Genomic DNA, 22,705 nt, shown 5'->3' with positions numbered 1-22,705 from the left:
CGCTCGTTCATCGAGAGAAACGATCCGTGCACGTTAGCATGATTGTCTAGCATGGGAAACTTCGTAAGGTCCGTCCCAGCACGGCCGCGGGTCACAGTCCACGGCGGCCCATTTCGCGGAGGGACACTTGGCCCGGATCATCGGCGGCATCGGCGCCTCGCACTCGCCCACCATCGGCTTCGCACTCGACACCAACAAGCAGAACGACCCGGCCTGGAAGCCGATCTTCGACGGCTTCGCAGTCGTGCGCGACTGGGTGAAGCAGAAGGACATCGACGTCCTGTTCATGATCTACAATGATCACATCACCTCGTTCTTCTTCGATCACTACTCCGCCTTCGCGCTCGGCATTGACGACCGCTATATCGCCGCCGACGAAGGCGGCGGACCGCGCGACGTGCCGCCGGCGAAGGGCCACCTCGGCCTGTCGCAGCACATCGCGATGGCGATGATGGCGGACGAGTTCGACATGTCGTTCTTCCAGGGCAAGCCGGTCGATCACGGCCTGTTGTCGCCGCTGTCGATGATGGGCGATGCCAGCGGCCCGTGGCCGGGCATGGTGGTGCCGCTGCAAGTCGGCGTGCTGCAATTGCCGATTCCCAATGCGAAGCGGATGTGGAAGCTCGGCAAGACCCTGCGCAAGGCGATCGAGAGCTATCCGGAAGACCTGAAGGTCGCCATCTTCGCCACCGGCGGGCTGTCGCACCAGGTTCACGGCGAGCGCGCCGGCTTTCTCAACGAAGACTGGGACAACGAATTCCTCGATCTGCTGGAGAACGACCCGGAGCAGCTGACGGCGATGCGCATCGCCGACTACGCGGTCAAGGGCGGCATGGAAGGCGCCGAGGTCATCATGTGGCTGATCATGCGCGGTGCGCTGTCGGACAGTGTGAGGCTCGTGCACAAGCAGACCTACGCGCCGTCGGTGACCAACATCGCCACGCTGGTGTTCGAGGATCTCGGCGGCGCGCCCGAACCGCAGGAGGTCGCGGCCTATCGCGCACACATCGGCCATGAACTCGCGGGCGCGGAGATGCTGACCGGCACCTACCCGTTCACCCATGGCCGCAGCCAGGCCAATTTCCGCATCAACGACTTCCTGCACCGGCTCGTCATCCCCGCGCATCGCAAGAGATTCGTTGAGGAATTCGACGCACTGGCGGACGAGCACCGTCTCACGGACGAGGAGCGCGAGCTCATCAAGAACCGCCGCTGGATCGAGATGATCCGACGCGGCGTCAGCTTCTTCGTGCTGGAGAAGATGGCCGCCGTGATCGGCGTCTCCAACCCGGAGGTCTATGCGGCGTTTCGCGGCGAGACGCTGGAAGCCTTTCTGAAGACCCGCAAGGTGCCGATGCGCTACTCCGTCGCCGGCGGCGCCAAGGCGGACGCGATCGACGCCCATTGACATTGGCACGCACGACCCGCGCCGCCCCCCCCCCGCAGTGGCGACGCAGGTCATGTCTCCGGCAGGTTGATGCCGCGCGCCTTGGCCCAGCGCTCCAGGAGCTTGCGCTCATCGCAGCGTGCACAAGCGGAAAAGCCGCCGCGCCCCGCGGCGAACGCCGCTTGGCCTCCCCCTTGCATCGGCCTCTCATGAGCCGGTTCGCAAGATGGAGTTGTCAGATGTCCGACAGCCTGCACACCGTCGTCGTGGCCAGGAAGGCCATCGAGGCGCACAACATGGCGTCATTCGAACTCGTCCCGGCGGACGATCAGCCGCTGCCGGGCTTCACCCCCGGCAGCCATATCGACGTCACCCTGCCGAACGGGCTCACACGGCAATATTCGCTGCTGAACAGCGCCGCCGAACGCAATCGCTACTGCATCGGCGTGTGGAAGGATGCCAACAGCCGCGGCGGCTCCAAGGCGCTGCATCTCGATATCAACGAAGGCGACACGCTGCAGGTCAGCCGCCCACGCAACCGCTTCAAGATCCCGAAGGACACCAAGCAGGCGCTGCTCGTGGCGCGCGGCATCGGCGTCACGCCGATCCTGTCGATCGCGGACACGCTGAAGGCGAAGAACATCCCGTTCGAGCTGCACTACGTGTTCGCGCTGATGTCGCCGGATTCGTTCCGTAGCACCATCGAGGCCTCGGCCTTCGTCGAAGATACGACATACTACAAGGAAGCCACCGAGGACAATCAGCTGCTGAAGGCCGCCGAGCTGCTGGCCGACCGGCCCGACGACACCCAGCTGTTCATCTGCGGCGTCGACTGGTGGATGGATCCGATCGTCGCGCTGGCCAAGCAGAAGGGCTTTGCCGAGGAGCGCATCCATGTCGAGCGCTTCACCGCGAAGGCGGCCGCGGCGCTGCTCGACAAGGTGTTCGACGTCACCATCAAAAGCACCGGCGCGACCTTCAAGATCCCCGGCGACAAGACCGTGACCGCGTTTCTCGAGGAGAACGGCGTCAAGATCGCAACCTCCTGCGAGCAGGGCCTATGCGGCACCTGCAAGACCAAGGTCGTCGAGGGCGAGGTCGACCATCGCGACAAGCGCCTGTCGGCGGCGCAACGCGCCGAAGGCTACTTCCTGCCTTGTGTATCGCGCGGCAAGGGCGACCGGCTGGTGCTGGATCTCTAGCACCGTGACGACCGAGACCGATCTGTGGCAGACCGCGTGGATCATCGCGCAACAGCATGGGACCGACGGGCCTGCGTTCGCGGCCCGCATGGCCGACGGCTTCAGGCTCGGCCACAAGATCGCCGCGCATCGGGCGTGGCTGTCGATCGCGGCCAAGGTCGCCGTGCTGATCGACGACAGCGCATCGGGCACCACGCACCGGCATTGATATGTCGAGAAGCGGACAGTTCTGATCGCGCTGTTCAGAATCGGACACGCTGTGTCGGCGCGTCATTCCAGGGCGACGCGCAGCGGCAAGCCCGAAATCCATATCCACCAGCCGTGGTTATGGATTCCGGGCCTGCGCCCAACGGGCTCATAACGACGGGGAGGCAGTCGCGGCTGTTCGGAACGTTTTTTGCTCCGCCTGACGCAGTCACCAAGCGACCGTCCAACATGCGCGAACGCGCAGGTCGCGCCTTGTGAGGAAGCATGTCCGTGTCACAGTCCGGCACGGCGGACGTTCCAGCCGCCGCCGACATCGCGTTGGCCTATCACGCCCGCACCAAGCACAGCCTCAAGCGCTATGCGGCGGGGCCGGAGACGCTGGACTGGGACGCGCAGCCCAATCCGTTCCGCGAGTTCGCCGGCAGCCCGCGCACCGATCTGCCGCTGGCCTCGGACCGTCTCGCCGTGAGCTTCGCCGATGCCTGCGACGCCACGGCGCCGGTCCAGCCGTTGACGATCGACGGCGTCGCGCTGCTGCTGGAATTGTCGTTCGGGCTGGCGGCCTGGAAGGAGTACGGCCCTGACCGCTGGGCGTTGCGCTGCAATCCCTCCAGCGGCAATCTGCATCCGACCGAGGCCTATGTCATCGCGGAGAATGTGACAGGGCTCAGCGACGGTCTTCATCACTATGTCAGCCGCGATCACGTGCTGGAGCAACGTTGCCGCCGCGGCAGGCCATCGCATGGCGAGCCGCGGCTATGGCTCGCGCTATCCTCGATCCATTGGCGCGAGGCGTGGAAATATGGCGAGCGCGCGTTCCGCTACTGCCAGCTCGACCTCGGACATGCGATCGGCGCCGTCAGCTACGCCGCCGCTGCGCTCGGCTGGTACGCGCGCGTGATCGACGGCATCGACAGCGCGAGGCTCGCGGCGCTGATGGGACTCGATCGCGCGGATGATTTCGCCGGCGTCGAGACCGAGAATGCCGATGTGCTGCTCGCGATCACGCCGCGCGATGCGAGCTCGCGGTCGCCTACCGGTTTGCCATCACTCGCCACGATCGACGACACGTGGAAAGGTCAGGCGAACCGGCTCGATCGCCATCCGCTCTACCGCTGGCCCATCATCCCCGAGGTGAGCGCGGCCACGGCCGGCGCGGCGCAGGATGCGATCTCCGCTCCGTGGCGGTGCCCGCCGCTGACGCGGCAATCACAGGCGCGCGCGGCCGAGCTCATTCTCGGTCGTCGCAGCGCGCAGCGCTTCGACGCCAGGTTCACGATGGATCTCGCAACGTTGCTTCACCTTCTCGACGCGCTGCTGCCGCGCGCTACGCCGCCATGGACCATCTGGCCGTTCGCGTCGCGGCTGCATCCACTGCTATTCGTCCATCGCGTCGAGGGGCTCACGCCCGGGCTCTATGCGCTGCCGCGCGGCAGCGGGGCGGAGACCAGCCTGCGGCGCGCGCTGCGTCCCGACTTCGACTGGCAGCGGGTCGAGCGCGCAGCTGATCATCTGCCGTTGTTCCGGCTGCTGCCGACCGACAGCCGCGGCGTGATCCGCACCGCGAGCTGTCACCAGGCGATCGCGGGCGACGGCTGCTTTGCGATGGCGATGCTCGCCGAGTTCACGCCGGCCGTCAGCGACCATCCGTGGCGCTATCGGCAACTGCATTGGGAGGCTGGCCTGATCGGCCACGTGCTCTACCTCGAAGCCGAGGCGGCGGGCCTGCGCGGCACCGGCATCGGCTGCTTCTTCGACGACTCAGTGCACGAGATGCTCGGCGTGGTCGGAGAGCAGTTCCAGGTGCTCTATCACTTCACGGTCGGCCGTCCCCTGACCGATGATCGCATCACGACGCTGGCGGCCTATCCCGGCCGCACGCGCAATGAAGCGGGAGTCCTGCCATGAGACCGCGTATTCCGTTTCAGCGCATCGATGTCGACCACGCAGCCGAGCTGCTGCAGCGCGACGATGTGCTGCGCTTCGACGTCCGCGACTCCGCCTCGTTCGACACCGCGCATATGGCCGGCGCGCGGCATCTCACCCAGCGCAATCTCGCCGAGATGATCGCCGGCACGAGCAGGCGCGCGCCGATCCTGATCTACTGCTATCACGGCAATGCCAGCCAGGACTACGCGCAGACCTTCTCCGATTTCGGCTTCACCGAGGTCTATAGCCTCAACGGCGGCTATGAGGCGTGGCGTCAGCGTTGTCCCGCGCGGAGCGGCGCGGCGAACGTCAGTCCGGCCCTGGCGGCGTGGCTCGCCGCCCAGGGCTTTCCCGCTGACGACATCGACGCCATCATCGCCAATCGGACCACGCCGCTGATGAAGGCGGCACATCTCGGCAATGTCGGCGTCATCCGCGAGCTGCTCTCTGCCGGCGCAGACATCGCCGCCAGGAACGCGGACGGCAATAACGCGCTGTGGCTCGCCTGCGTCGGCCGGCATCTCGACGCCATCGACGCGCTGGTCGAGGCCGGCATCGATCTCGACAACAGCAACGACAATGGTGCGACAGCGCTGATGTATGCGTCCTCCTCCGGCAAGGCCGATGTGGTCGCACATCTCCTGGCCAAGGGCGCGGACATCCGCACCGAGACGCTCGACGGCTTTTCCGCGCTCGACATGGCCGCTTCGCTCGAATGCCTGAACCTGCTGCGGAATGCGGCCAAGGCGGCGGCTTCAAAGACGCCCGCGCCCGAGGTCCGGCCGTGACCGTCATCGAGCACGATTTCGGCATGCAGCAGCGCCAGGTCGAGCGCCGCTTCCGGACGCTGCTCAGCCTCGATGCGCTGCACGAGGCCAATGTCCGCGCCAATCCCATTCCTTATCTGGAACGCGCCAGCGAGCGCATCTATCAGCTCGAGAAGGCGCTGTTCGATGCGCTGCAGGCGGCGACGGCTGCAGCCGACGATCATGGCGAGACGGTGAGCATCGGCAAGGCCGAGCATCAGCGCCTGCTGCAATGCCGGGCCATCGTCGAGAGCGCCTATGCGCAGCTCGTCGCCGATCAGCCCGAGACGTGACTGAACGAAGCTGGAGAAAGAGATGAGTGAAGGATTCTTCGTAGACTGGGATGGCAACCTGCGCAGCGCCGCCGATCCCGGCGGCGGCTATCTGTGCGACATCGACACTGTCGCGCGCTATGTCGCGGTGACGACCAAGAACGGCACGCTGGTGCACGAGGCGACCTTTTTCAGAACCCGGGCCGATGTCGACAAGGCCGGCATCAAGGCACAGCTTGTATCCGGCACCCATCCCTGGGGCAAGAAGGCGGATGGGTTCTGAGGGTCCGCCGAACGAGATCACGTAGTGAGTGTCATTGCGAGCGAAGCGGAAGCAATCCAGGGCTCAGGTAGGATTCTGGATTGCTTCGTCGCTTCGCTCCTCGCAATGACGTTGGAAACCCCATCCGTCAATCCGGGTGGATCATGATCTCCATGGTCTCGTCGAGGTCGTCGAACGGATCGGGAATATCTTCCACCAGCGCGACGCCGCACAGGCACACCTCGCCGTCGATGACAGCGAGCGCAATCGGCTCCAGGCTCTGCCCTGCGCAGGCACCGGCGTTGCACAGCCCGGTGTCGATCTCGAACGTTGCGCCATGCCGTCCGCAGCGCAGCAGCGTCCGATCCGGATTGAAGAACTGGCCGCTACCGATGTTCAGCCATTTGCCCTCGTGTGGGCAGCTGTTGACATAGCCGACAAAGCCGCCGGACACAGTGTGGATGATCACGATAGGAAACGGCCGCGCCTCGCCATTGTCGCCGATCCGCGACAGGCTGAACGCCTTGGCTTCACCCGGCGCGATGCCGGCAGTCGGACAGATCACGAAGATTTCCGGCTCACGTTCCGTCATGCGCGGCGCTCCCTGACCGGCGCGACGGAGCTACGGGACCGCGATGACGTCTCCTGTCGCAAACCTGACGGCAGCGGCCCGACCTGTCGAGCCACGGCGCATCAGTCTCGATCTGTCCCGATCCTTGCATGAAGCATGCCGTAGGCATCGAAGACACGCGCGATGTCGGCTTGGAGACAATGATGGCCGCGATGAAATTCTACATGACGCCGGGATCGTGCTCGACCGGCATCCACATCATTCTGGAAGAGCTCGAGGAGGTGTTCGAGGCCTATATCGTCAACCTGCCGGCCGGCGACAATTTCAAACCGGACTATGTGGCCATCAACCCGAAATCGACGATTCCGGCGCTGGTGCGCAGCGACGGCAGCGTGCTGACGGAGGTGCCGGCGATTGCCTATTGGCTCGGCCGCTCCAGGCCGCGCGCCAGATTGTGGCCTTCGGATATCGAGACCGAAACGCGGCTGCTCGAAGCCATGAGCTACATTGCCGGAACGGTGCATGGCCACGGCTTCGCGCGCATCTTCGCCACGCCGACCTTCAGCCGCAGCGAGGCCGACCAGGAGTCGGTGCGCGCGCTCGGCCGCAACATCGTCGTGAAGGGCTTTGCCATCCTGAACAAGATGCTCGACGGGCAGTCCCATCTCGGCGGCGAATTCTCGGTCGCCGATCCGATCCTGTTCTATGTCGAGTTCTGGGCCGACAAGACCGGCATTGCGCTGCCGGCCAACCTGCTCGCGCACTACCGCCGCATGCTCGCGCGCCCGGTCGTGCAGCGGGTGCTGCGCGAGGAAGGGTACAATCCGGCGACCTTGGGGCAAGCCAGCCAGTTGTAGCCGATCTACTCCGCGGCCTCCGGCAGCAGCTCGTGGTCGCCAAGATCGATGCCGCGGAAGATGGCGCAGCGGCGGAAGACCTCGATGGTCGGGCGGACGCTCTTGTGGTGGCAATATTTGGCGACCAGCTTGGCCAGCCCCTTGATGTCGCGGCCTGACGCGCCTGGGAACGTGTCCACCAGCAGCTCCACCAAGCCGGCATCGACGTCCAAGCCGAACTGCGCGCACATCACCCGCCAGATCCGGCCGCGCGCTTGCGCGTCCGGCGCCTGGAACTTGATCAGCGCGATGCAGCGCGACACGATCGCTTCATCGATGTCGTCGATGCGATTGGTGGTCAGGAACAAGAGCCCGTTGAAATATTCCAGCACACGCAGGAATACGCCGACGACGGCATTCATCGTCATGTCGTCCTCGCGCCGCTTGATGTAGACGTCGGCCTCGTCGATCAGCATGACCGCGCCCCAACGCTGCGCGCGCGTCAGCGCATCCTTCAGCGCACTCTCCATCGCCGCGACGTTCAGCCCGAGCTGACCGGAATGCACGCGGTACAGCGGCCGGCCGATGATCTCGGCGTAGACCTCCGCCGTCAGCGTCTTGCCGACGCCGGGCGGCCCCGCGCACAGCACGGTGGTGCCGCCGGACTTGCCGGCGACGATGTCGTCCATCAAGAGGTCCATCTCGGCAGTGAGGATGTCGATCAGGTCGGTCTGCTCCTCCGGCAGCACCAGCTTCTGCTTGAGCTCGGGCTGATAGGCGTAGGGCACCATGTCGTCGGCATGCACCCAGAGATAATGGTGCAGGTCGAGATGGAACATCAGCATATAGGGATGGACGGGAATGCGGCAGAAGATGCCCTTCGGGATCGCCGCCCTGGATTCTTCGACCTCCTGCTCGGCGTCATAGAGATTGCTCTTGGCAGCCTTGCGCAGGTACTGCCCGAGTATGTCGCCCGTGACCTCGAGCGTCAGCGCCCGCTCGGTGAGAATGCCTTCGTCGTTGACGAGCCGCGCGCTGCCGCCGCCGGACGACAGCACGATCACGTCCTTGCGCGACCAGTCCATGTCGCGATGCGAGGAGTTCGGATCATCGGCGAAGAAGCCGATGCCGCGGCCGGAGAACTGCGCTCCGTAGCGGCCGCGCCAGGCGAAATAGCGCTCGGCCGTCTCGTCATAGACGGATATCAGCTCGGGTGTTTCCTTGAGGAAGCCCTTGGCGGCGAAGATTTCGGCGACCGTCCTGCCGACGATGTCGCCGGCGGAGATGCGCAGGGTGGACGTGGTGATCGCGCCCTTGGCGTTGGCCTTGAGCTCGATGAAGACGCGGCCGGCCTCGTCATTCGACGGTGCGGTGTAGTCGAGTCGCGTCACGACATAGGGCAGCGGCCGGCTGGCGACGTTGGCCGTGAACATCCAGCCGCGGATGGCGTCCGAGATCAGGTAGCGCGCAATCGCCGGCAGCACCGATTCCAGTTCGTGCTCGGAGAACCGGGCGCCGGAATCGGCAAAGGCGCGCTGCAGGGTGGCGATCTGCGCCGCGCGGGCGTGCCATTCGGGACCGGCCTTCTGGTAGCTGTCGCGCAGGAAGTCGAGCTCGGCGGTCGCGAGTTGCGCCATATTGACCTCGACCTTGTCGCCGAAACGCAGCTGCTCCGTCAACGAGGCCAGACGCGGGAAGGCCGCCGCCATCGCCAGGATGGTCGAACGTTCGATCTGCAGCTTCATCGGTCGTACCTCGACGCTGTCGGACTCACGACGACATTCTCGTCGGCGTGCGCATCACATCTTCCGCCTTTGCCAGCAGCAGGCGGTTGGCGGCGAGCGAGAACTCCTGCCAGGCGGCGGCGATGTCGCGCAGGATCGTCTGCACGTAGTCCTTCGACGGCTTGTGCTCGAACGGAAAGTTCGACAGCGCGCAGGAGGTGCGATTGAAGGCTATGGCATCGTCGAGCAGCGACTGCATGACATCGCGGAACGGTTTCTGGATCTCCGGCATCAGGGCGGAGCGCCCGCGTTCGACGGCGACGTCGCGCATGTCGAAGGTCAGTGCGTCCAGCACCTGCAGCGCCGCCGCGAACACCCCCTCGGTGGCTCCGAGAACAGCGAGCTGGGTCAGTTGCTCGCGCTGCTGCGTAGCGAGGCTGCGGTTGAGCCGCTGCCGATAATCGTCGAACGCGGCATCACGCTGCGCGGCGACCCAGGCGCCGAACCAGGCGAGGCTCGCTGCGTTGCCCGACAGCCCGTCGCCGATCGCCACGGCCGGCCGCGGCCCGGCGATCTCGCCCATGCTCCGGGCCATCGCACGCTCGATGCGCTTGGCGGCGTTCAGGGCACCTTCGAGATAACCGGCCGCGTGGCTTGCGGTCTCGGCGCCACCGAGGTGCAGCCGCCCGTCCCATAGCGCCCGCCGCAGCATCGGATTGGCGATCTCGCTGTGCTCGCCGCGCGGCGTGGTGCGATCCAATGCGCCGCAGGTGAAGCGCTCGGCCGCCCAGTCCTGATAGTGCTGCTCGCCGCCTTCCAGCGCGGAGCCGAACAGCTGCACCATCTGGCTGTCCATCAGCAGCGGCAGCCCGACACTGAAGGTCGCGCGCAGATCGGGCGAGAAGGCGAGGAAGCCGCCGAGCGCAGCACGGTCGCCGCCGGCATCGCAGGCGTCGAAGATCTCGCCGATCACGGCCTGCTCGTGGCTGACGAACGCATTGCCGGACCGCCCCTGGTCGCGCCAATGCGCCTGGTCGTAGGCGATCACGACCTTGGCCTGCGCCGCCATCCAGGTCTCGGCACCGCGCATCGCATCGAAGGTCGCGTCGTCCAGCTCGGGAAAGAAGCCGACGTGATCGATCAGCAGCCGCGGCGGCAGCGCGAGCACGGCGCGCTTGGCCTCGATCGCGACCGATTCCGTTGATGTGGCAAAGATCAGCCGCACATGCGTGCCGCAATCGACGATGCGCACCAGCTCATGGCCGAGATGGATGAAGGGCTGTGGCAGATCACGCGCCAGCGCCTCGACCAGCTTCGTCATGCCGCCGGAGAGCCGGCGCGCGCCCTGGTGGACCGGCGGCCCGCCGATCTGCTCGGCCGACTTGTCCGCCTCCTTCAGATGAAGAACCGTGCCGTCATCGTGCTGGGCAAAGTCGGACAGGCCGAGCTCCGCGATCAGGCCGGTCAGCAGCGGCTGGGTGTCCGGCCAGAACCAGGTCGGGCCGAGGTCCAGCGCAAGCCCCGCCTTGCTCCTGACCGACAGCACACGTCCGCCCAGGCGATGTCGGGCTTCGAACAAAGCGAACGTGCTGCCGCGCTGCTGCAGGCTGCGCGCGAGTGCCATTCCGCACAATCCACCTCCGACAATGGCCGTTTCGAGCATGGCAGGACCTCGGCTGATGCGTTGCGATCGCGTCTCGACCGGGTCCTGCAAGAAGCTTGCAAGTTTTTGCGCACCAGGGGATGTGCGTTTCCAAACATTGCTTGATTTTCGCACCGGCTTGGCTCACGCCATCACAATGAGCGACGAGCGCGAGATCCTGGCCGCCAATGCGGCCTTCTATGCTGCCTTCACGGCCGGCGATTTCGCGGCACTCGTTGCCCTCTGGGCCGATCGCGACGGCATCTCCTGCATTCATCCGGGCTGGCCGGCGATCGTCGGCCGCACCGCCGTGATCGGCAGCTGGCGCGACATCCTCGCCAACCCAGGCCGGCCGAACATCGTCTGCGCGGACCCGCACGCGATCGCCGACGGCGATCATGGCCACGTGCTCTGCATCGAGCTGGTCGACGGCGCGGCGCTCGCGGCGGCCAATCACTTCGCGCGCATCGACGGCGCCTGGCGGATGATCCACCACCAATCCAGCCCGATCGCGCAGCTCGCGACGCCGGAACACGACGCCGACGGCCATCGTCTCCACTGATCGCCGCATCTGGCACGAAATTTGATCTACCCTCCCTGACCGGCAGCAATGTCGGGGATTGTTGATTTTCGTCGCGTCGGATTCGGGTCGAATGTCCGTCTCCACGCAAGGCGATCTGCGCAGGCTGCGACCAGCAACGTGCAGATGCCGACGGGAGACAGGGATGGCACGCGTTCTGACCGCCTATCTGAAACGCAGCGATGTGCCGACGCGCACAGCGTTGCAGCACGCCATCGACCTCGCGCTCGGACAGGCGCAGGGAGCACTGGTATGAACATCGCGGCTCCACTTCAGCCGACGGCGATCCATGCCGTGCCTGCCGAGCTCTGCGACTGCGGCTTCCGCCTGCTGATGATCCGCCAGTTCAATGTCGGCGCGGTGCCGCCGGCCTTCGCCATCATCGATCAGCGCGTCATGCGCATGCCGCAGCGGCTCGGCCGCCATGGCGTGTCGTTTGCCGCCACGTTCCTGCCCGAGGTGATGTCATGGCTGATCGATCATCTCGGCCGGCCATCGCTGCATGATGAGACCGGCCGCTCCTACCGCAATCCGCGCTGGCCTGTCGTGTGCTGGCATGACCAGGAACGCTACTGGCCGAGCGGCGCCGTCACGGTCGAGTGGTTCGCCGAGGTTGCCTTCCAGGATCACGCATCATGGATGGCATTCCGCACCCATTGGCACGAAAGCCTGACGGGCCGGAATGCCGGCGCAGACGCGACCGATGGAGAAGCAGAGCAGCGCGACGCGTACGATGCGGAAAAGGAATTTGCCGGCGAGGTGCTTCAACAGGCATGATCTGCCAAAGTGATGCGGAGCCGTGCCGGGCTCTGTTCGATGCCGGTCGTGGCGTGATATCAAGGACGTGATCAAACCGCGCGGAGGCTCTCATGCGCTACGTCTCATGGTTCGGAGGCTGGCTCGGTCATTTGCTGCCGCAAGGGCGCGCTGACAGCCGTCTCAAAGCGCACGACATCCTCACCCGGCGCCCGGCCGCCGAGTTGTCCAATGAGGACCTGTTCTACATCGCGATGCTCGGCCCTCACGTCTGAGTGGGACCAGATCCCTCGCCCATCGCGCCGCCCATCGGCGGCCTTCCGCCTCGATACGACACGAGCCCGACATGACTGACATTGCGCGCTTCCGCGACTTCGTCGCCAATACGGCACGCCTCGTCGCAAGCACGACAAACGAGCCGGAGCTGCTCGCCGCGCTCGCACCGAAACTGAAGGAGCTGGTCGCGCATGACGACTGGCTGCCTCAGGCCTTTGCGGTCGCCGACGGCGGCCGCTACCGACAATATCTGCTGTATGCCGATCCGCTCGATCGGTTCTCCATCGTGAGCTTCGTGTGGGGCCCCGGCCAGGGCACGCCGGTGCACGACCATCGCGTCTGGGGCCTCGTCGGCGTGCTGCGCGGCGAGGAACTCTCGGTCAGCTACGCGCGGCAGCCGGACGGCACGTTGCGCGCGGCTGCGCCGGAGCCGCTGCGGGCTGGACAAACGGCCGCGGTATCGCCACACATTGGCGACATCCACGCGATCTCCAACGGTCTGGCGGACCGCTCCTCGATCAGCATCCACGTCTATGGCGGCAATATCGGCCGCATCCGCCGCGCGGTGTACGATGCGGAGACCAGCGCCACCCGAGACTTCATTTCCGGATATTCGAATGACACCGTCCCCAACCTCTGGCCCGACCGCACCGCCGCCTGACGGTTTCCGCATCATCACACCGACCGAGTTGCGGCGGCGCTGGCGCGCCGGCGAGGAGGTGGCACTGCTCGACGTCCGCGAGGAAGGCCCCTATTCGCTGTCGCACCCGTTCTTCGCGGTGTCGCTGCCACTGTCGCAGATCGAGCTGCGCATCCTCGACCTCGTGCCGCGTCTAAATGTAGCCGTCGTCGTTTATGATGATGGCGAAGGCTATGCCGCCCGCGCGGTGCCGCGCATTCATGCACTGGGCTACACCGACGTCGCGATGCTCGCTGGCGGGCTGCCGGGCTATGCGCGCCATGGCGAGGTGTTCCGCGACGTCAACGTGCCGAGCAAGGCGTTCGGCGAATTGGTCGAGGCCATCCGGCACACGCCGTCGCTGTCGGCCGACGAAGCCAAGGCGCTGATCGAGCGCGAGTCGAATCTGGTCGTGCTCGACGCCCGCCGCTTCGAGGAATATCGCACCATGAGCATCCCGCGCGGGGTCAGCGTCCCCGGCGGCGAGCTGGCGTTTCGGGCGCGCGAGGTCGCGCCGTCGCCCGACACCACGATCATCGTCAACTGCGCCGGACGCACGCGCTCGATCATCGGCACGCAGTCGCTGATCAATGCCGGGCTGCCGAACAAGATCTACGCGCTGCGCAACGGCACGATCGGCTGGACACTTGCCGGCCATCAGGTCCAGCGCGGCAAGACCGCGCGCGTCCTGGAGCGGCCACGGACGAGCTACGCGACCGCGCTGGCTGATGCCAAGGCCTGGGCCGAGCGCGTCGGCGTCGGCGTGCTCGATGCCGCGACATTCGCGCGCCATCAGGCCGAAGCCGGGGTGCGCACGCTGTATTGCCTCGACGTCCGCACGCCCGAGGAACATGCCGCCGGCCATCCGACCGGCTTCGCGTCGGCACCGGGCGGCCAGCTGGTGCAGGCGACCGACGAGTGGGTGGGCGTGCGCGGCGCCCGTCTGGTGCTGTTCGACGATGACGGCGTGCGCGCACGCATGACGGCGTCATGGCTGAAGCAGATGGGCTGGGACGTGGCGGTCGTGGGACCGGATGTCGTTGGAGCGACCGAAACGGAAATCCGCGCCGCACGCCGACCGCCGCTGCCGCAGCTTGGCGACGCGGCAATCAGCGCCGAGCAACTCGCGGCCGATCCCGCTGCGTGGACGATCGTCGATCTCACGCGCAGTCCGAGCTACAAGGCCGGACACATTCCGGGCGCACATTTCGTGCTGGCGTCGCGCTTTGCGGATGATCTCGCCAAGCTGCCCGGCGACGGTCCGATCGTGCTGACCAGCAACGACGGCAGCGAAGCCGCGTTTGCGCTTGCGGATGCACGCGCCGCGACGACGCGTGAGCTCCGCGTGCTCACCGGCGGCACGCGCGCCTGGACGGCTGCCGGGCATGTGCTGGAGAGCGATCGGTCCTCATGGATCTCGCTTGCCGACGACGTCTACAAGCGTCCCTATGAGGGCACCGACAACGCCGCCGAAGCGATGCAGGCCTATATCGACTGGGAGCTGCAGCTCGTCGCTCAGCTCGCCAATGACAGCGTGTCGAATTTCCACGTGGTGTAGTTCTGGTGAATGTGCAGGGTAGGCAAAGCCGCATTCGTGACGCGAATGCCGCGTGCCCACCGCTACCACCCGGGTCGCGAGACGTGGTGGGCAGGCGCCGCCTTCGGCGTCGCGTTGCCTACCCTAGGTCGTTACAGCTTCACCGGGAGCTGCGCGCCGAACTCAACGGCGCTGGTTGTAGACGTCGATGCAGACGGCGCCGAGCAGCACCAGGCCCTTGATGACCTGCTGATAGTCGATGCCGATGCCGAGGATGGACATGCCGTTATTCATCACGCCCATGATCATGGCGCCGATGACAGCGCCGCCGACCCGTCCGACGCCGCCATAGGCCGAGGCGCCGCCGATGAAGCAGGCCGCGATAACGTCGAGCTCGAAGCCGAGGCCGGCCTTCGGCGTCGCGGTGTTGAGCCGGGCGGCGAAGATCAGGCCGGCCAGCGCGGCCAGCACGCCCATGTTGACGAAGGTCATGAACACGAGCCGCTCGGTCTTGATGCCCGACAGCTTGGCGGCCTTGGCGTTGCCGCCGACCGCATAGATCTGCCGGCCGACCACGGTGCGGCGCGTCATGAAGCCGTAGAGCGCGATCAGCGCCGTCATGATGACCAGCACGTTGGGCAGGCCGCGATGCGAGGCGATCAGATAGGTGAAATACATCAGTGCGCCGGCCAGCACGACGTTCTTGGCAGCGAAGAAGCCGAACGGCTCGACCTCGATGCCGTGCTCCACCTCGCGCGCACGGCCCTTGACGCTGGCATAGACCAGAATGAGCGTCAGCACCGCGCCGATCGCGAGCGACGTGGGATAAAGATGCGCCGCGCTCGGCATGAACTCAGGGATGAAGCCGGACGACAGCTTCTGGAACGTACCCGGGAACGGCCCGACCGATTGCCCCTGCAGCAGCGCCAGCGCCAGGCCCTTGAACACCAGCATGCCCGCCAAGGTGACGATGAATGACGGAATGCCGAAATAGGCCACCCAATAACCCTGCGCGGCGCCGATCGCGGCGCCGACGATCAGGCAGGCGATGATCGCGAGCGGGAAGTCGACGTGATAGCGCACCATCAGCACGGCGGCGACGGCGCCGACGAAGCCCGCAACCGAGCCGACCGACAAATCGATGTGCCCGGTCACGATCACCAGCAGCATGCCCAGCGCCATGATGACGATGTAGCTGTTCTGCAGCACCAGGTTGGTGAGGTTGAGCGGCTGCAGCAGGGTGCCGTCGGTCATGAACTGGAAGAACAGCATGATCACGAACAGCGACAGCAGCATGCCGTAGCTGCGCAGATTGTTCTTCAGGAAGCCGCTATGCGACTTCTCCTCCGGGAGCGAAACCGTCTTGTCGGTCATTGCTGGCGTCCTCCCGACCGCTTACGCGGCCGTCTCCTGGTTCTTGATGGTTTCATTACGCATGATGGCGCGCATGATCTTTTCCTGCGTCGCCTCCGGCCCGGCGAACTCGCCGACGAAGGCGCCGTCATTCATCACGCAGATGCGGTCGCAGATTCCGAGCAGCTCCGGCATCTCCGATGAGATCACGACAACACCCCGGCCGGCATCCGCGAGCTCCTGGATGATACAGTAAATCTCATACTTTGCGCCAACGTCGATGCCCCGCGTCGGCTCGTCGAGGATCAAGACCTTGGGATCGGTCATCAGCCATTTCGACAGCACGACCTTCTGCTGGTTGCCGCCGGAGAGCTGGCCGGCCTCCTGATAGACGTCGGAGCAGCGGATCCGCATCCGGCCGCGGTAGCCGGACGCCGCCTTGAGCTCGGCGATGTCGTCGATCACGCCGTTCGGCGCGACCTGAGAGAGACTCGCCAAGGTGATGTTCTTGCGCACGTCGTCGGCCAGGATCAGGCCGAGTTGCTTGCGGTCCTCGGTGACATAGGCGAGGCCAGCGTCGATCGCGGCCGGTACGCTGTTGAGAGTGACGTCGTGGCCTTCGAGGCGGGCGCGGCCCGTGATGTTGACGCCCCAGGAGCGGCCGAACAGGCTCATGGCGAATTCGGTGCGCCCCGCGCCCATCAGGCCGGCGATGCCGACGATCTCGCCACGGCGCACCTGGAAATCGACGTTCTTGATTACCTGGCGGTCGGTATGCTGCGGATGGTAGACCGACCAGTTCTCGACCGTGAACACGGGCTCGCCGATCTTCGGCTGCCGCTCGGGGAAGCGGTGCGCCATGTCGCGATTGACCATGCTCTTGATGATCCGGTCCTCCAGGACCGGCTCGGCACGGCAATCGATGCTGTCGACGCTGCGCCCGTCACGCAGCACCGTGATGCGATCGGCGACGCGGGCGACCTCGTTGAGCTTGTGTGTGATCAGGATCGAGGAGATGCCCTGCTCGCGGAAGGTGACGAGGCGGTCGAGCAGCGCCTGGCTGTCGGCCTCGTTCAGGCTCGCCGTCGGCTCGTCCAGGATCAAGAGCTTGACACGCTTGGACAGCGCCTTGGCGATCTCGACCAATTGCTGCTTGCCGACGCCGAGATCGGTGATCAGCGTATCCGGCGATTCCTTCAATCCCACCTGAGCCAGCAATTGCTGGGTGCGCCGGTAGACCTCGTCGCGATCGATGACGCCAAAGCGTGACGGCGCATGCGACAGGAAGATGTTCTCGGCGATCGACATCAGCGGAATCAGCGCGAGCTCCTGGTGGATAATGATGATGCCGAGCGCCTCGGAATCGTTGATGTCACGGAAGTGCCGCTCCTCGCCTTCGAAAATGATCTGGCCCTCATAGCGGCCGTAGGGATAGACGCCGCTCAGCACCTTCATCAGGGTCGACTTGCCGGCGCCATTCTCGCCGACGAGGGCGTGGATCTCGCCCGCCGCGACCGTAAAGCTGACGTCGCGGAGCGCCTGCACGCCCACGAAGCTCTTGCTGACGCTGCGCATCTCGAGGATTGCCGTCATCGCGCTGTATCCCGCAACACTTGAAGTCGTTGAGATAAGAGGAGCCGGCGAGCGCATGGCCGCGCTCGCCGGCCATGAGATCACTCGACCTGCGACTTCTTGTAGTAGCCGCCTTCGATCAGGACCTTCTCCCAGTTGCTCTTGTCGACCACGACCGGCTTGAGCAGATAGGCCGGGACGACCTTGACGCCGTTGTTGTAGGTCTTGGTGTCGTTGACCTTCACTTCCTTGCCGCTCAGCGAAGCATCGACCATGTCGGCGGTCACCTTGGCGAGGTCGCGGGTGTCCTTGAAGATGGTCGAGTACTGGTCGCCGCGCAGGATCGCCTTGACCGACGGCACCTCGGCGTCCTGGCCGGAGATGACCGGCATCGGCTGGTTGCCGCTGCCATAGCCGACGCCCTTCAAGGACGAGATGATGCCGATCGAGAGACCGTCATAGGGTGACAGCACCGCATCGACACGCTTGTTGCCGTAATAGGCGCTGAGCAGGTTGTCCATGCGGGCCTGGGCGGTGGCACCGTCCCAGCGCAGGGTCGCAACCTTGTCCATGCCCTTCTGGCCGGAGGCGACCACGAGCTTGCCGGAGTCGAGATAGGGCTGCAGCACCGACATCGCGCCATTGTAGAAGAAGTAGGCGTTGTTGTCGTCCGGCGAGCCGCCGAACAGCTCGATGTTGAACGGTCCCTTGCCGTCCTTCAGCCCGAGCTTGTCCACGATCGACTGCGCCTGCAGCACGCCGACCTGGAAGTTGTCGAAGGTCGCGTAGTAGTCGAGGTTCGGCGTGTCGCGGATCAGGCGGTCATAGGCGATCACGGTGATGCCCTTGGCCTTGGCCTGCTTCAGCACGTCCGACAGCGTGGTGCCGTCGATCGCGGCGATCACCAGCACCTTGGCGCCCTTGGTCACCATGTTCTCGATCTGCGAGAGCTGGTTCGGAATATCGTCCTCGGCATATTGCAGGTCGGTGGTGTAGCCGCGCTCCTTCAGCACCTTCACGATGTTGTTGCCGTCGTCGATCCAGCGCGCCGAGGATTTGGTCGGCATCGCGATGCCGACGGTCCCCTTGCTCTGGGCCAGTGCGGCGCTGGACAGCGCCATCGCGCCGAGGCCGGCCAGCGCGGCGGCCATGATGGTCTTCATTCTCGACATGTCTTCACTCCCTTTGGATTTTCGAATTTTGACAAGAGATACCCGATTGCGTATCTTGATACCAGTTAGCTGTTAGGCTGAACGACGCTTGACTGATTGTTCCTCCTCTCAGATCGACAGCTTGACGTCGGGCTCGGCGCGACCGTGAGCGCCGACGTCAAGAAGGAAAGTCTGGCCATGGCCGGGGTCGGCCGCCTTGGCCGCCTCGTCCATGTCCTGCCAGGCCGACGTCACCAGCAGGCGCGACAGATCGGGACCGACGAACGCCGGGCAGCTCGCCTGGCTGGCCGGAACCGCGATGCTGCGCAGATGCTCGCCCTGCGGGCTGTAGACGTCGACACAACCGCCGCCCCAGCGTGCGTTCCAGATCCGTCCCTCGGCATCGACGACGGCGCCATCGAGCCCACCGACACCGGCATGGCGCAGCAGCACCTCCGGCTCGCCGCGCGGCAGGCCCGTCTCCGGGTCGAGCGCGACACGGTAGAGGACGTTCTCATCCGTATCGGCGAAATAGCCGATCGCGCCATCCGGCGAGAAGCAGATCGCGTTGGGAATGGTGACGTTGGGGAATAGGCGGATGATCTCGCCGCGATGCAGCGCGTAGATCGAGCCCAGGCCGCACTCGGCGTTGCGGCCCATGGTGCCGATCCAGAACGTGCCGGAGGGATGAACCCGAGAGTCGTTCGACCGCGTCGCCGGATTGTCGGCTTCGAGCGGGAGATACGGGGATAGCGCGCCGTCGGCGATGCTGCGGATGTAGAGCCCGTCCTCGGCCACGATCAACTGCCTGTTGGCATCGATACGGCCGAGCGCGCTCGCCATCCTGCCGAGGCCATGGCGGCTGAGTTCGCCGCTGCCGATCTTGGCCTCGAACAGCAGGCCTTCACGAATGTCGAACCACCAGGCGGTGTCGGTGTGGGGATCGTAGGTCGGCCCCTCGCCGAGATGGCAGCGCTCGTCGCAAAGGATCGTGGTCGGCACCTGCTCGATCATCTGGGCGCTCCCGCGGTTGAGAAGCGATACACGGTCTCGTGCTCATAGACGTCGTCGGGCCCAAGGCGCGCGCTTGTAAAATCCGGACGGTTCGGACTGTCAGGCCAGACCTGCGGCTCCAGGCAGAGCGCGTCGGATTGACGATAGACACGCCCCTTGCCGGTCACGGTCCCGTCAAGATAGTTGCCGGAATAGACCTGCAGGCCCGGCTGGTCGGTGAGCAACTCCATGACGCGCCCCGAGCGCGGGGACGCCAGCCGGGCGGCCAAGCGCACCCCCGCCTGCCGTCGAAGGCAGAAATTATGATCGTAGCCGCGACCGCATTTGATCTGCGGGTCGTCAGCGCGGATGCGGGCACCGACCGCATGCGGCTCGCGGAAATCGAACGGCGTGCCGGCGACGGCGTGCGGCGGCCCTTCCAGCGGGATCGCGGTCTCGTCGATCGCGAGATAGTGGTCGGCTTCGACTGTCAGACGATGATCGAGAATGCCGGTGCCGGCGGCCAGGCCGTCGAGATTGAAGAAGCTGTGGTTGGTCAGGTTGACGATCGTCGTCCGGGTCGTCCGGGCGCTGAAGCTGACGGCCAACTCCATCGGTCCCGCCAGCTGATAAGTGACACGGACGTCGAGCCGCCCCGGATAGTTGGCCTCGCCGTCGGGACTGACATAGAGCATCGTGACCGAGGGCTGGGCGCCGTCTTCGGTGGCGACGATCTGCCAGAGCTTGCGGTCGAAGCCGTCGGGGCCGCCATGCAATGCATGCGCACCATTATTGGCGTCGAGGCGCAGGTCCTGACCGTCGAGCGAAAAGCGCGCCTTGGCAATGCGGTTGGCGTAGCGTCCGACCGTTGCACCGAAAAATTTCCGGAGCTTGAGGTAGCTCAGCAGGTCGTCGTGGCCGAGCACGACGTCGTCGACGCGGCCCTGCGCATCCGGCACCAGCAGCGCCTGCAGCGCCGCGCCGTAAGTGATGATCCGCGCCTCGAAACCGTGAGCGCCACGCAAGGTGACGCGCTCGACCTCGCGGCCGTCCGGCAGCGTGCCGAAGACATCCCGGGTGATCCGTGCCTGCTCCGCCATGGCGTCAGTCCTCGAACGGCTCGACGACGTGGCGGCGACCGAGCAGGAAGGCGTCAGCCACCAGCCGCAGCGGCGTCAGATCGACGTCGCTCGCACCGGTCCTTGTGAGTTCGACGAAGCGACGGTAGAGGCCGGGATACTCCCGCTCCCTTTCGTCGACCATCGGCTGGTCGTCCGCGGTCATCCGCGCGCCGCCTAGCGACAGCTTCAACTGGCCTGCGTCGGTCTCGATCCGGATGTCCCAGCTCTGCGGCCCGGTCTGGCGGAAGTCGAACTCGGCCGCGATCGGCAGGTCGCTCGCCGTCGACAGTGACAGGTTGGCCGCGATCGGAGCCTGGCGGTTGGACGGGAACGACAGTTCCGCCTCGGTCACGAACACCGGCTCTGGCAGAATGCGGGTCAGGATCGACAGCGCGTTGATTCCGGGATCGAACACCCCTAACCCGCCCGGCTCCCAGATCCAGCCCTGCCCCGGATGCCAGACGCGCACGTCCTCCTTCCAGTCAATCCGCACGCTGCGAATCTGGCGGGAAGACAGCCACGCGCGCGCCGGCTCGACGGCGGGCGCGTAACGTGAATGCCAGGTCGCGAACAGCGTGCGCCGCTTCGCGGCGGCAAGCGCGACCAGCGGATCGAGCTCGCTGACGGCGGCGCCCGGCGGCTTCTCCAGCATCACATGCTTGCCGGCTTCCAGCGCGGCGAGCGCCTGCGCACGGCGCACCTGCGGCGGGGTGCACAGCGCGACCGCGTCGATCTCGGGTCCGTCGCGCAGCAGCTCTTCGATCGTGCCGAAATGCGGCAGGCCGGGCAGCGAGGCATTGCGACTCGCCACTGCCGTCAACGTCACGCCCTCGGTGGCGGCGATCGCCGGCACGTGCTGATCCCTGGCGATCTTGCCGAAGCCAACGATGGCGACACGAAGCTCGCTCATCTCTAGCGTCCCCAGCGCAGCACGACTGGGTCGAGCCGGCGCGCGATCTCGATCAGTCCCTTCTGGGTCGCCGGATGAATTGGCGGCTGCGGGCTGCGCAAGGTGTCGTGGCGGATCACGCCGCCCGCCTTCATCAGGATCTTGCAGGTGGCAAGCCCGCACTGCCGGTTCTCGTAGTTGATCAGCGGCAGCCAGCGCTCATAGGCCGCCGCCGCGGCCTCGCGGTCGCCCGCGAAATACGGATCGATGATCTTGCGAATGCCGTCGGGATAGCCGCCGCCGGTCATCGCGCCGGTGGCGCCCGCGTCGAGATCGGCCATCAGGGTGATTGCCTCCTCGCCGTCCCACGGACCTTCGATCGCCGTGCCGCCTGCCTCGATCAGCGCGCGCAACTTGTCGGCCGCGCGCGGCACCTCGATCTTGAAATAAGCGAGGTTCTCGATCTCCTTGGCCATGCGCGCCAAGAACGGCACCGATAGCGGCGTGCCGGCGACCGGCGCGTCCTGCACCATGATCGGGATCGAGATCGCGTCCGACACGCCGCGATAGAACTCGTAGATCGAGCTATCAGGCACGCGGAAGGTGGCGCCGTGATAGGGCGGCATCACCATGACCATGGCCGCGCCCTTCTCCTGCGCGCGGCGCGAGCGCTCGGCGCAGACAAAGGTCGAGAAATGCGTCGTGGTGACGATGATCGGCACGCGGCCGGCGACATGATCCAGCACCGTGGTCATCACCAGATCGCGCTCGTCATCGGTCAGCACGAACTGCTCGGAGAAATTGGCGAGGATGCAGATGCCGTGCGAGCCGGCATCGATCATGAAGTCGATCGCGCGCTTCTGGCCCTCGAGATCGAGGCGGCCGTCAGCGTCGAAGATGGTCGGCGCGACCGGGAAGACGCCCTTGTAGAGCTTTTTGGCGGAAGCGGTCATGCGGCAC

Annotated in this window: 23 protein-coding genes; 13 read left to right on the top strand and 10 right to left on the bottom strand. The window is 65.7% G+C overall.

Annotated elements, in window-relative coordinates:
- The first annotated feature begins 127 nt into the window (after positions 1-127).
- From QX124_RS07285 to QX124_RS07255, 7 genes are all read left to right on the top strand, one after another.
- A complete protein-coding gene (locus tag QX124_RS07285) occupies positions 128-1,408 on the top strand; it encodes a gallate dioxygenase (protein ID WP_315781778.1) in 1,281 nt (426 codons plus the stop codon).
- A 218-nt stretch (positions 1,409-1,626) separates the two neighbouring features.
- Positions 1,627-2,589: a PDR/VanB family oxidoreductase gene (locus tag QX124_RS07280; RefSeq protein WP_315796780.1), complete on the top strand. Its 963-nt coding sequence runs from the start codon at positions 1,627-1,629 to the stop codon at positions 2,587-2,589.
- A 4-nt stretch (positions 2,590-2,593) separates the two neighbouring features.
- Positions 2,594-2,797, top strand: coding sequence for a hypothetical protein (locus QX124_RS07275; protein ID WP_315738447.1), 204 nt, complete (start codon positions 2,594-2,596; stop codon positions 2,795-2,797).
- 263 nt (positions 2,798-3,060) lie between these two features.
- Positions 3,061-4,704: a nitroreductase family protein gene (locus QX124_RS07270; protein WP_315796779.1), complete on the top strand. Its 1,644-nt coding sequence runs from the start codon at positions 3,061-3,063 to the stop codon at positions 4,702-4,704.
- Positions 4,705-4,769: 65 nt separating this feature from the next.
- Complete coding sequence (locus tag QX124_RS07265) at positions 4,770-5,513, top strand: ankyrin repeat domain-containing protein (protein WP_315796919.1); 744 nt, start codon at positions 4,770-4,772, stop codon at positions 5,511-5,513.
- The gene (locus QX124_RS07260; protein ID WP_315755464.1) at positions 5,510-5,824 is read left to right on the top strand and encodes a hypothetical protein; all 315 of its coding nucleotides are present in this window, start codon (positions 5,510-5,512) and stop codon (positions 5,822-5,824) included. The genes QX124_RS07265 and QX124_RS07260 overlap by 4 nt, the downstream gene beginning before the upstream one ends.
- A 22-nt stretch (positions 5,825-5,846) precedes the next feature.
- A complete protein-coding gene (locus QX124_RS07255; protein ID WP_315738450.1) occupies positions 5,847-6,086 on the top strand; it encodes a hypothetical protein in 240 nt (79 codons plus the stop codon).
- Between the two features lie 127 nt (positions 6,087-6,213).
- Here the strand turns inward: QX124_RS07255 and QX124_RS07250 are convergent, their stop codons facing one another.
- The gene (locus QX124_RS07250) at positions 6,214-6,657 is read right to left on the bottom strand and encodes a Rieske (2Fe-2S) protein (protein WP_315781783.1); all 444 of its coding nucleotides are present in this window, start codon (positions 6,655-6,657) and stop codon (positions 6,214-6,216) included.
- Between the two features lie 191 nt (positions 6,658-6,848).
- Between QX124_RS07250 and QX124_RS07245 the strand changes: the two genes are divergently transcribed.
- Positions 6,849-7,493, top strand: coding sequence for a glutathione S-transferase family protein (locus QX124_RS07245; protein ID WP_315796918.1), 645 nt, complete (start codon positions 6,849-6,851; stop codon positions 7,491-7,493).
- A 5-nt stretch (positions 7,494-7,498) separates the two neighbouring features.
- Here the strand turns inward: QX124_RS07245 and QX124_RS07240 are convergent, their stop codons facing one another.
- Together QX124_RS07240 and QX124_RS07235 are read right to left on the bottom strand one after the other, a co-directional pair.
- A complete protein-coding gene (locus tag QX124_RS07240; protein WP_315796778.1) occupies positions 7,499-9,217 on the bottom strand; it encodes an ATP-binding protein in 1,719 nt (572 codons plus the stop codon).
- Between the two features lie 25 nt (positions 9,218-9,242).
- Positions 9,243-10,859, bottom strand: coding sequence for a flavin monoamine oxidase family protein (locus QX124_RS07235; protein ID WP_315738453.1), 1,617 nt, complete (start codon positions 10,857-10,859; stop codon positions 9,243-9,245).
- A 136-nt stretch (positions 10,860-10,995) separates the two neighbouring features.
- Here QX124_RS07235 and QX124_RS07230 point away from each other — a divergent pair, with 136 nt between their 5' ends.
- The 5 genes from QX124_RS07230 to QX124_RS07210 all read left to right on the top strand — a co-directional run bounded on the left by QX124_RS07230 (position 10,996) and on the right by QX124_RS07210 (position 14,687).
- Positions 10,996-11,400, top strand: a complete 405-nt coding sequence (locus QX124_RS07230; protein WP_315796777.1) for a nuclear transport factor 2 family protein — start codon at positions 10,996-10,998, stop codon at positions 11,398-11,400.
- A gap of 276 nt (positions 11,401-11,676) precedes the next feature.
- Positions 11,677-12,195, top strand: coding sequence for a hypothetical protein (locus tag QX124_RS07225; protein ID WP_315776255.1), 519 nt, complete (start codon positions 11,677-11,679; stop codon positions 12,193-12,195).
- 92 nt (positions 12,196-12,287) lie between these two features.
- On the top strand, positions 12,288-12,449 hold the full coding sequence (locus QX124_RS07220; protein WP_315738455.1) for a hypothetical protein: 162 nt from the start codon (positions 12,288-12,290) through the stop codon (positions 12,447-12,449).
- Between the two features lie 71 nt (positions 12,450-12,520).
- Positions 12,521-13,111: a cysteine dioxygenase gene (locus tag QX124_RS07215; protein WP_315796776.1), complete on the top strand. Its 591-nt coding sequence runs from the start codon at positions 12,521-12,523 to the stop codon at positions 13,109-13,111.
- Positions 13,068-14,687, top strand: coding sequence for a rhodanese-like domain-containing protein (locus QX124_RS07210; protein ID WP_315796775.1), 1,620 nt, complete (start codon positions 13,068-13,070; stop codon positions 14,685-14,687). The genes QX124_RS07215 and QX124_RS07210 overlap by 44 nt, the downstream gene beginning before the upstream one ends.
- Before the next feature lie 162 nt (positions 14,688-14,849).
- Here QX124_RS07210 and mmsB read toward each other — a convergent pair whose 3' ends face one another.
- From mmsB to QX124_RS07175, 7 genes are all read right to left on the bottom strand, one after another.
- On the bottom strand, positions 14,850-16,040 hold the full coding sequence (mmsB, locus tag QX124_RS07205; RefSeq protein ID WP_315755454.1) for a multiple monosaccharide ABC transporter permease: 1,191 nt from the start codon (positions 16,038-16,040) through the stop codon (positions 14,850-14,852).
- Positions 16,041-16,061: 21 nt separating this feature from the next.
- Positions 16,062-17,612 (bottom strand): multiple monosaccharide ABC transporter ATP-binding protein, encoded by a 1,551-nt coding sequence (gene mmsA, locus QX124_RS07200; RefSeq protein ID WP_315796774.1) that lies wholly within the window; start codon positions 17,610-17,612, stop codon positions 16,062-16,064.
- Between the two features lie 80 nt (positions 17,613-17,692).
- Positions 17,693-18,763, bottom strand: a complete 1,071-nt coding sequence (gene chvE, locus QX124_RS07195) for a multiple monosaccharide ABC transporter substrate-binding protein (protein WP_315796773.1) — start codon at positions 18,761-18,763, stop codon at positions 17,693-17,695.
- 108 nt (positions 18,764-18,871) lie between these two features.
- Positions 18,872-19,756, bottom strand: coding sequence for an SMP-30/gluconolactonase/LRE family protein (locus QX124_RS07190; RefSeq protein ID WP_315796772.1), 885 nt, complete (start codon positions 19,754-19,756; stop codon positions 18,872-18,874).
- Entirely contained in the window at positions 19,753-20,835 is a 1,083-nt protein-coding gene (locus QX124_RS07185; RefSeq protein WP_315796771.1) for an aldose epimerase family protein, read from the bottom strand. The genes QX124_RS07190 and QX124_RS07185 overlap by 4 nt, the downstream gene beginning before the upstream one ends.
- A 4-nt stretch (positions 20,836-20,839) precedes the next feature.
- Positions 20,840-21,766: a Gfo/Idh/MocA family oxidoreductase gene (locus tag QX124_RS07180; protein WP_315781796.1), complete on the bottom strand. Its 927-nt coding sequence runs from the start codon at positions 21,764-21,766 to the stop codon at positions 20,840-20,842.
- Positions 21,767-21,768: 2 nt separating this feature from the next.
- A complete protein-coding gene (locus QX124_RS07175) occupies positions 21,769-22,698 on the bottom strand; it encodes a dihydrodipicolinate synthase family protein (protein WP_315738464.1) in 930 nt (309 codons plus the stop codon).
- Positions 22,699-22,705: the final 7 nt, after the last annotated feature.

The organism is Bradyrhizobium sp. SZCCHNRI3043 (assembly GCF_032377735.1).
GTDB lineage: Bacteria > Pseudomonadota > Alphaproteobacteria > Rhizobiales > Xanthobacteraceae > Bradyrhizobium.
This window is presented reverse-complemented; position numbering and strand designations above follow the sequence as displayed.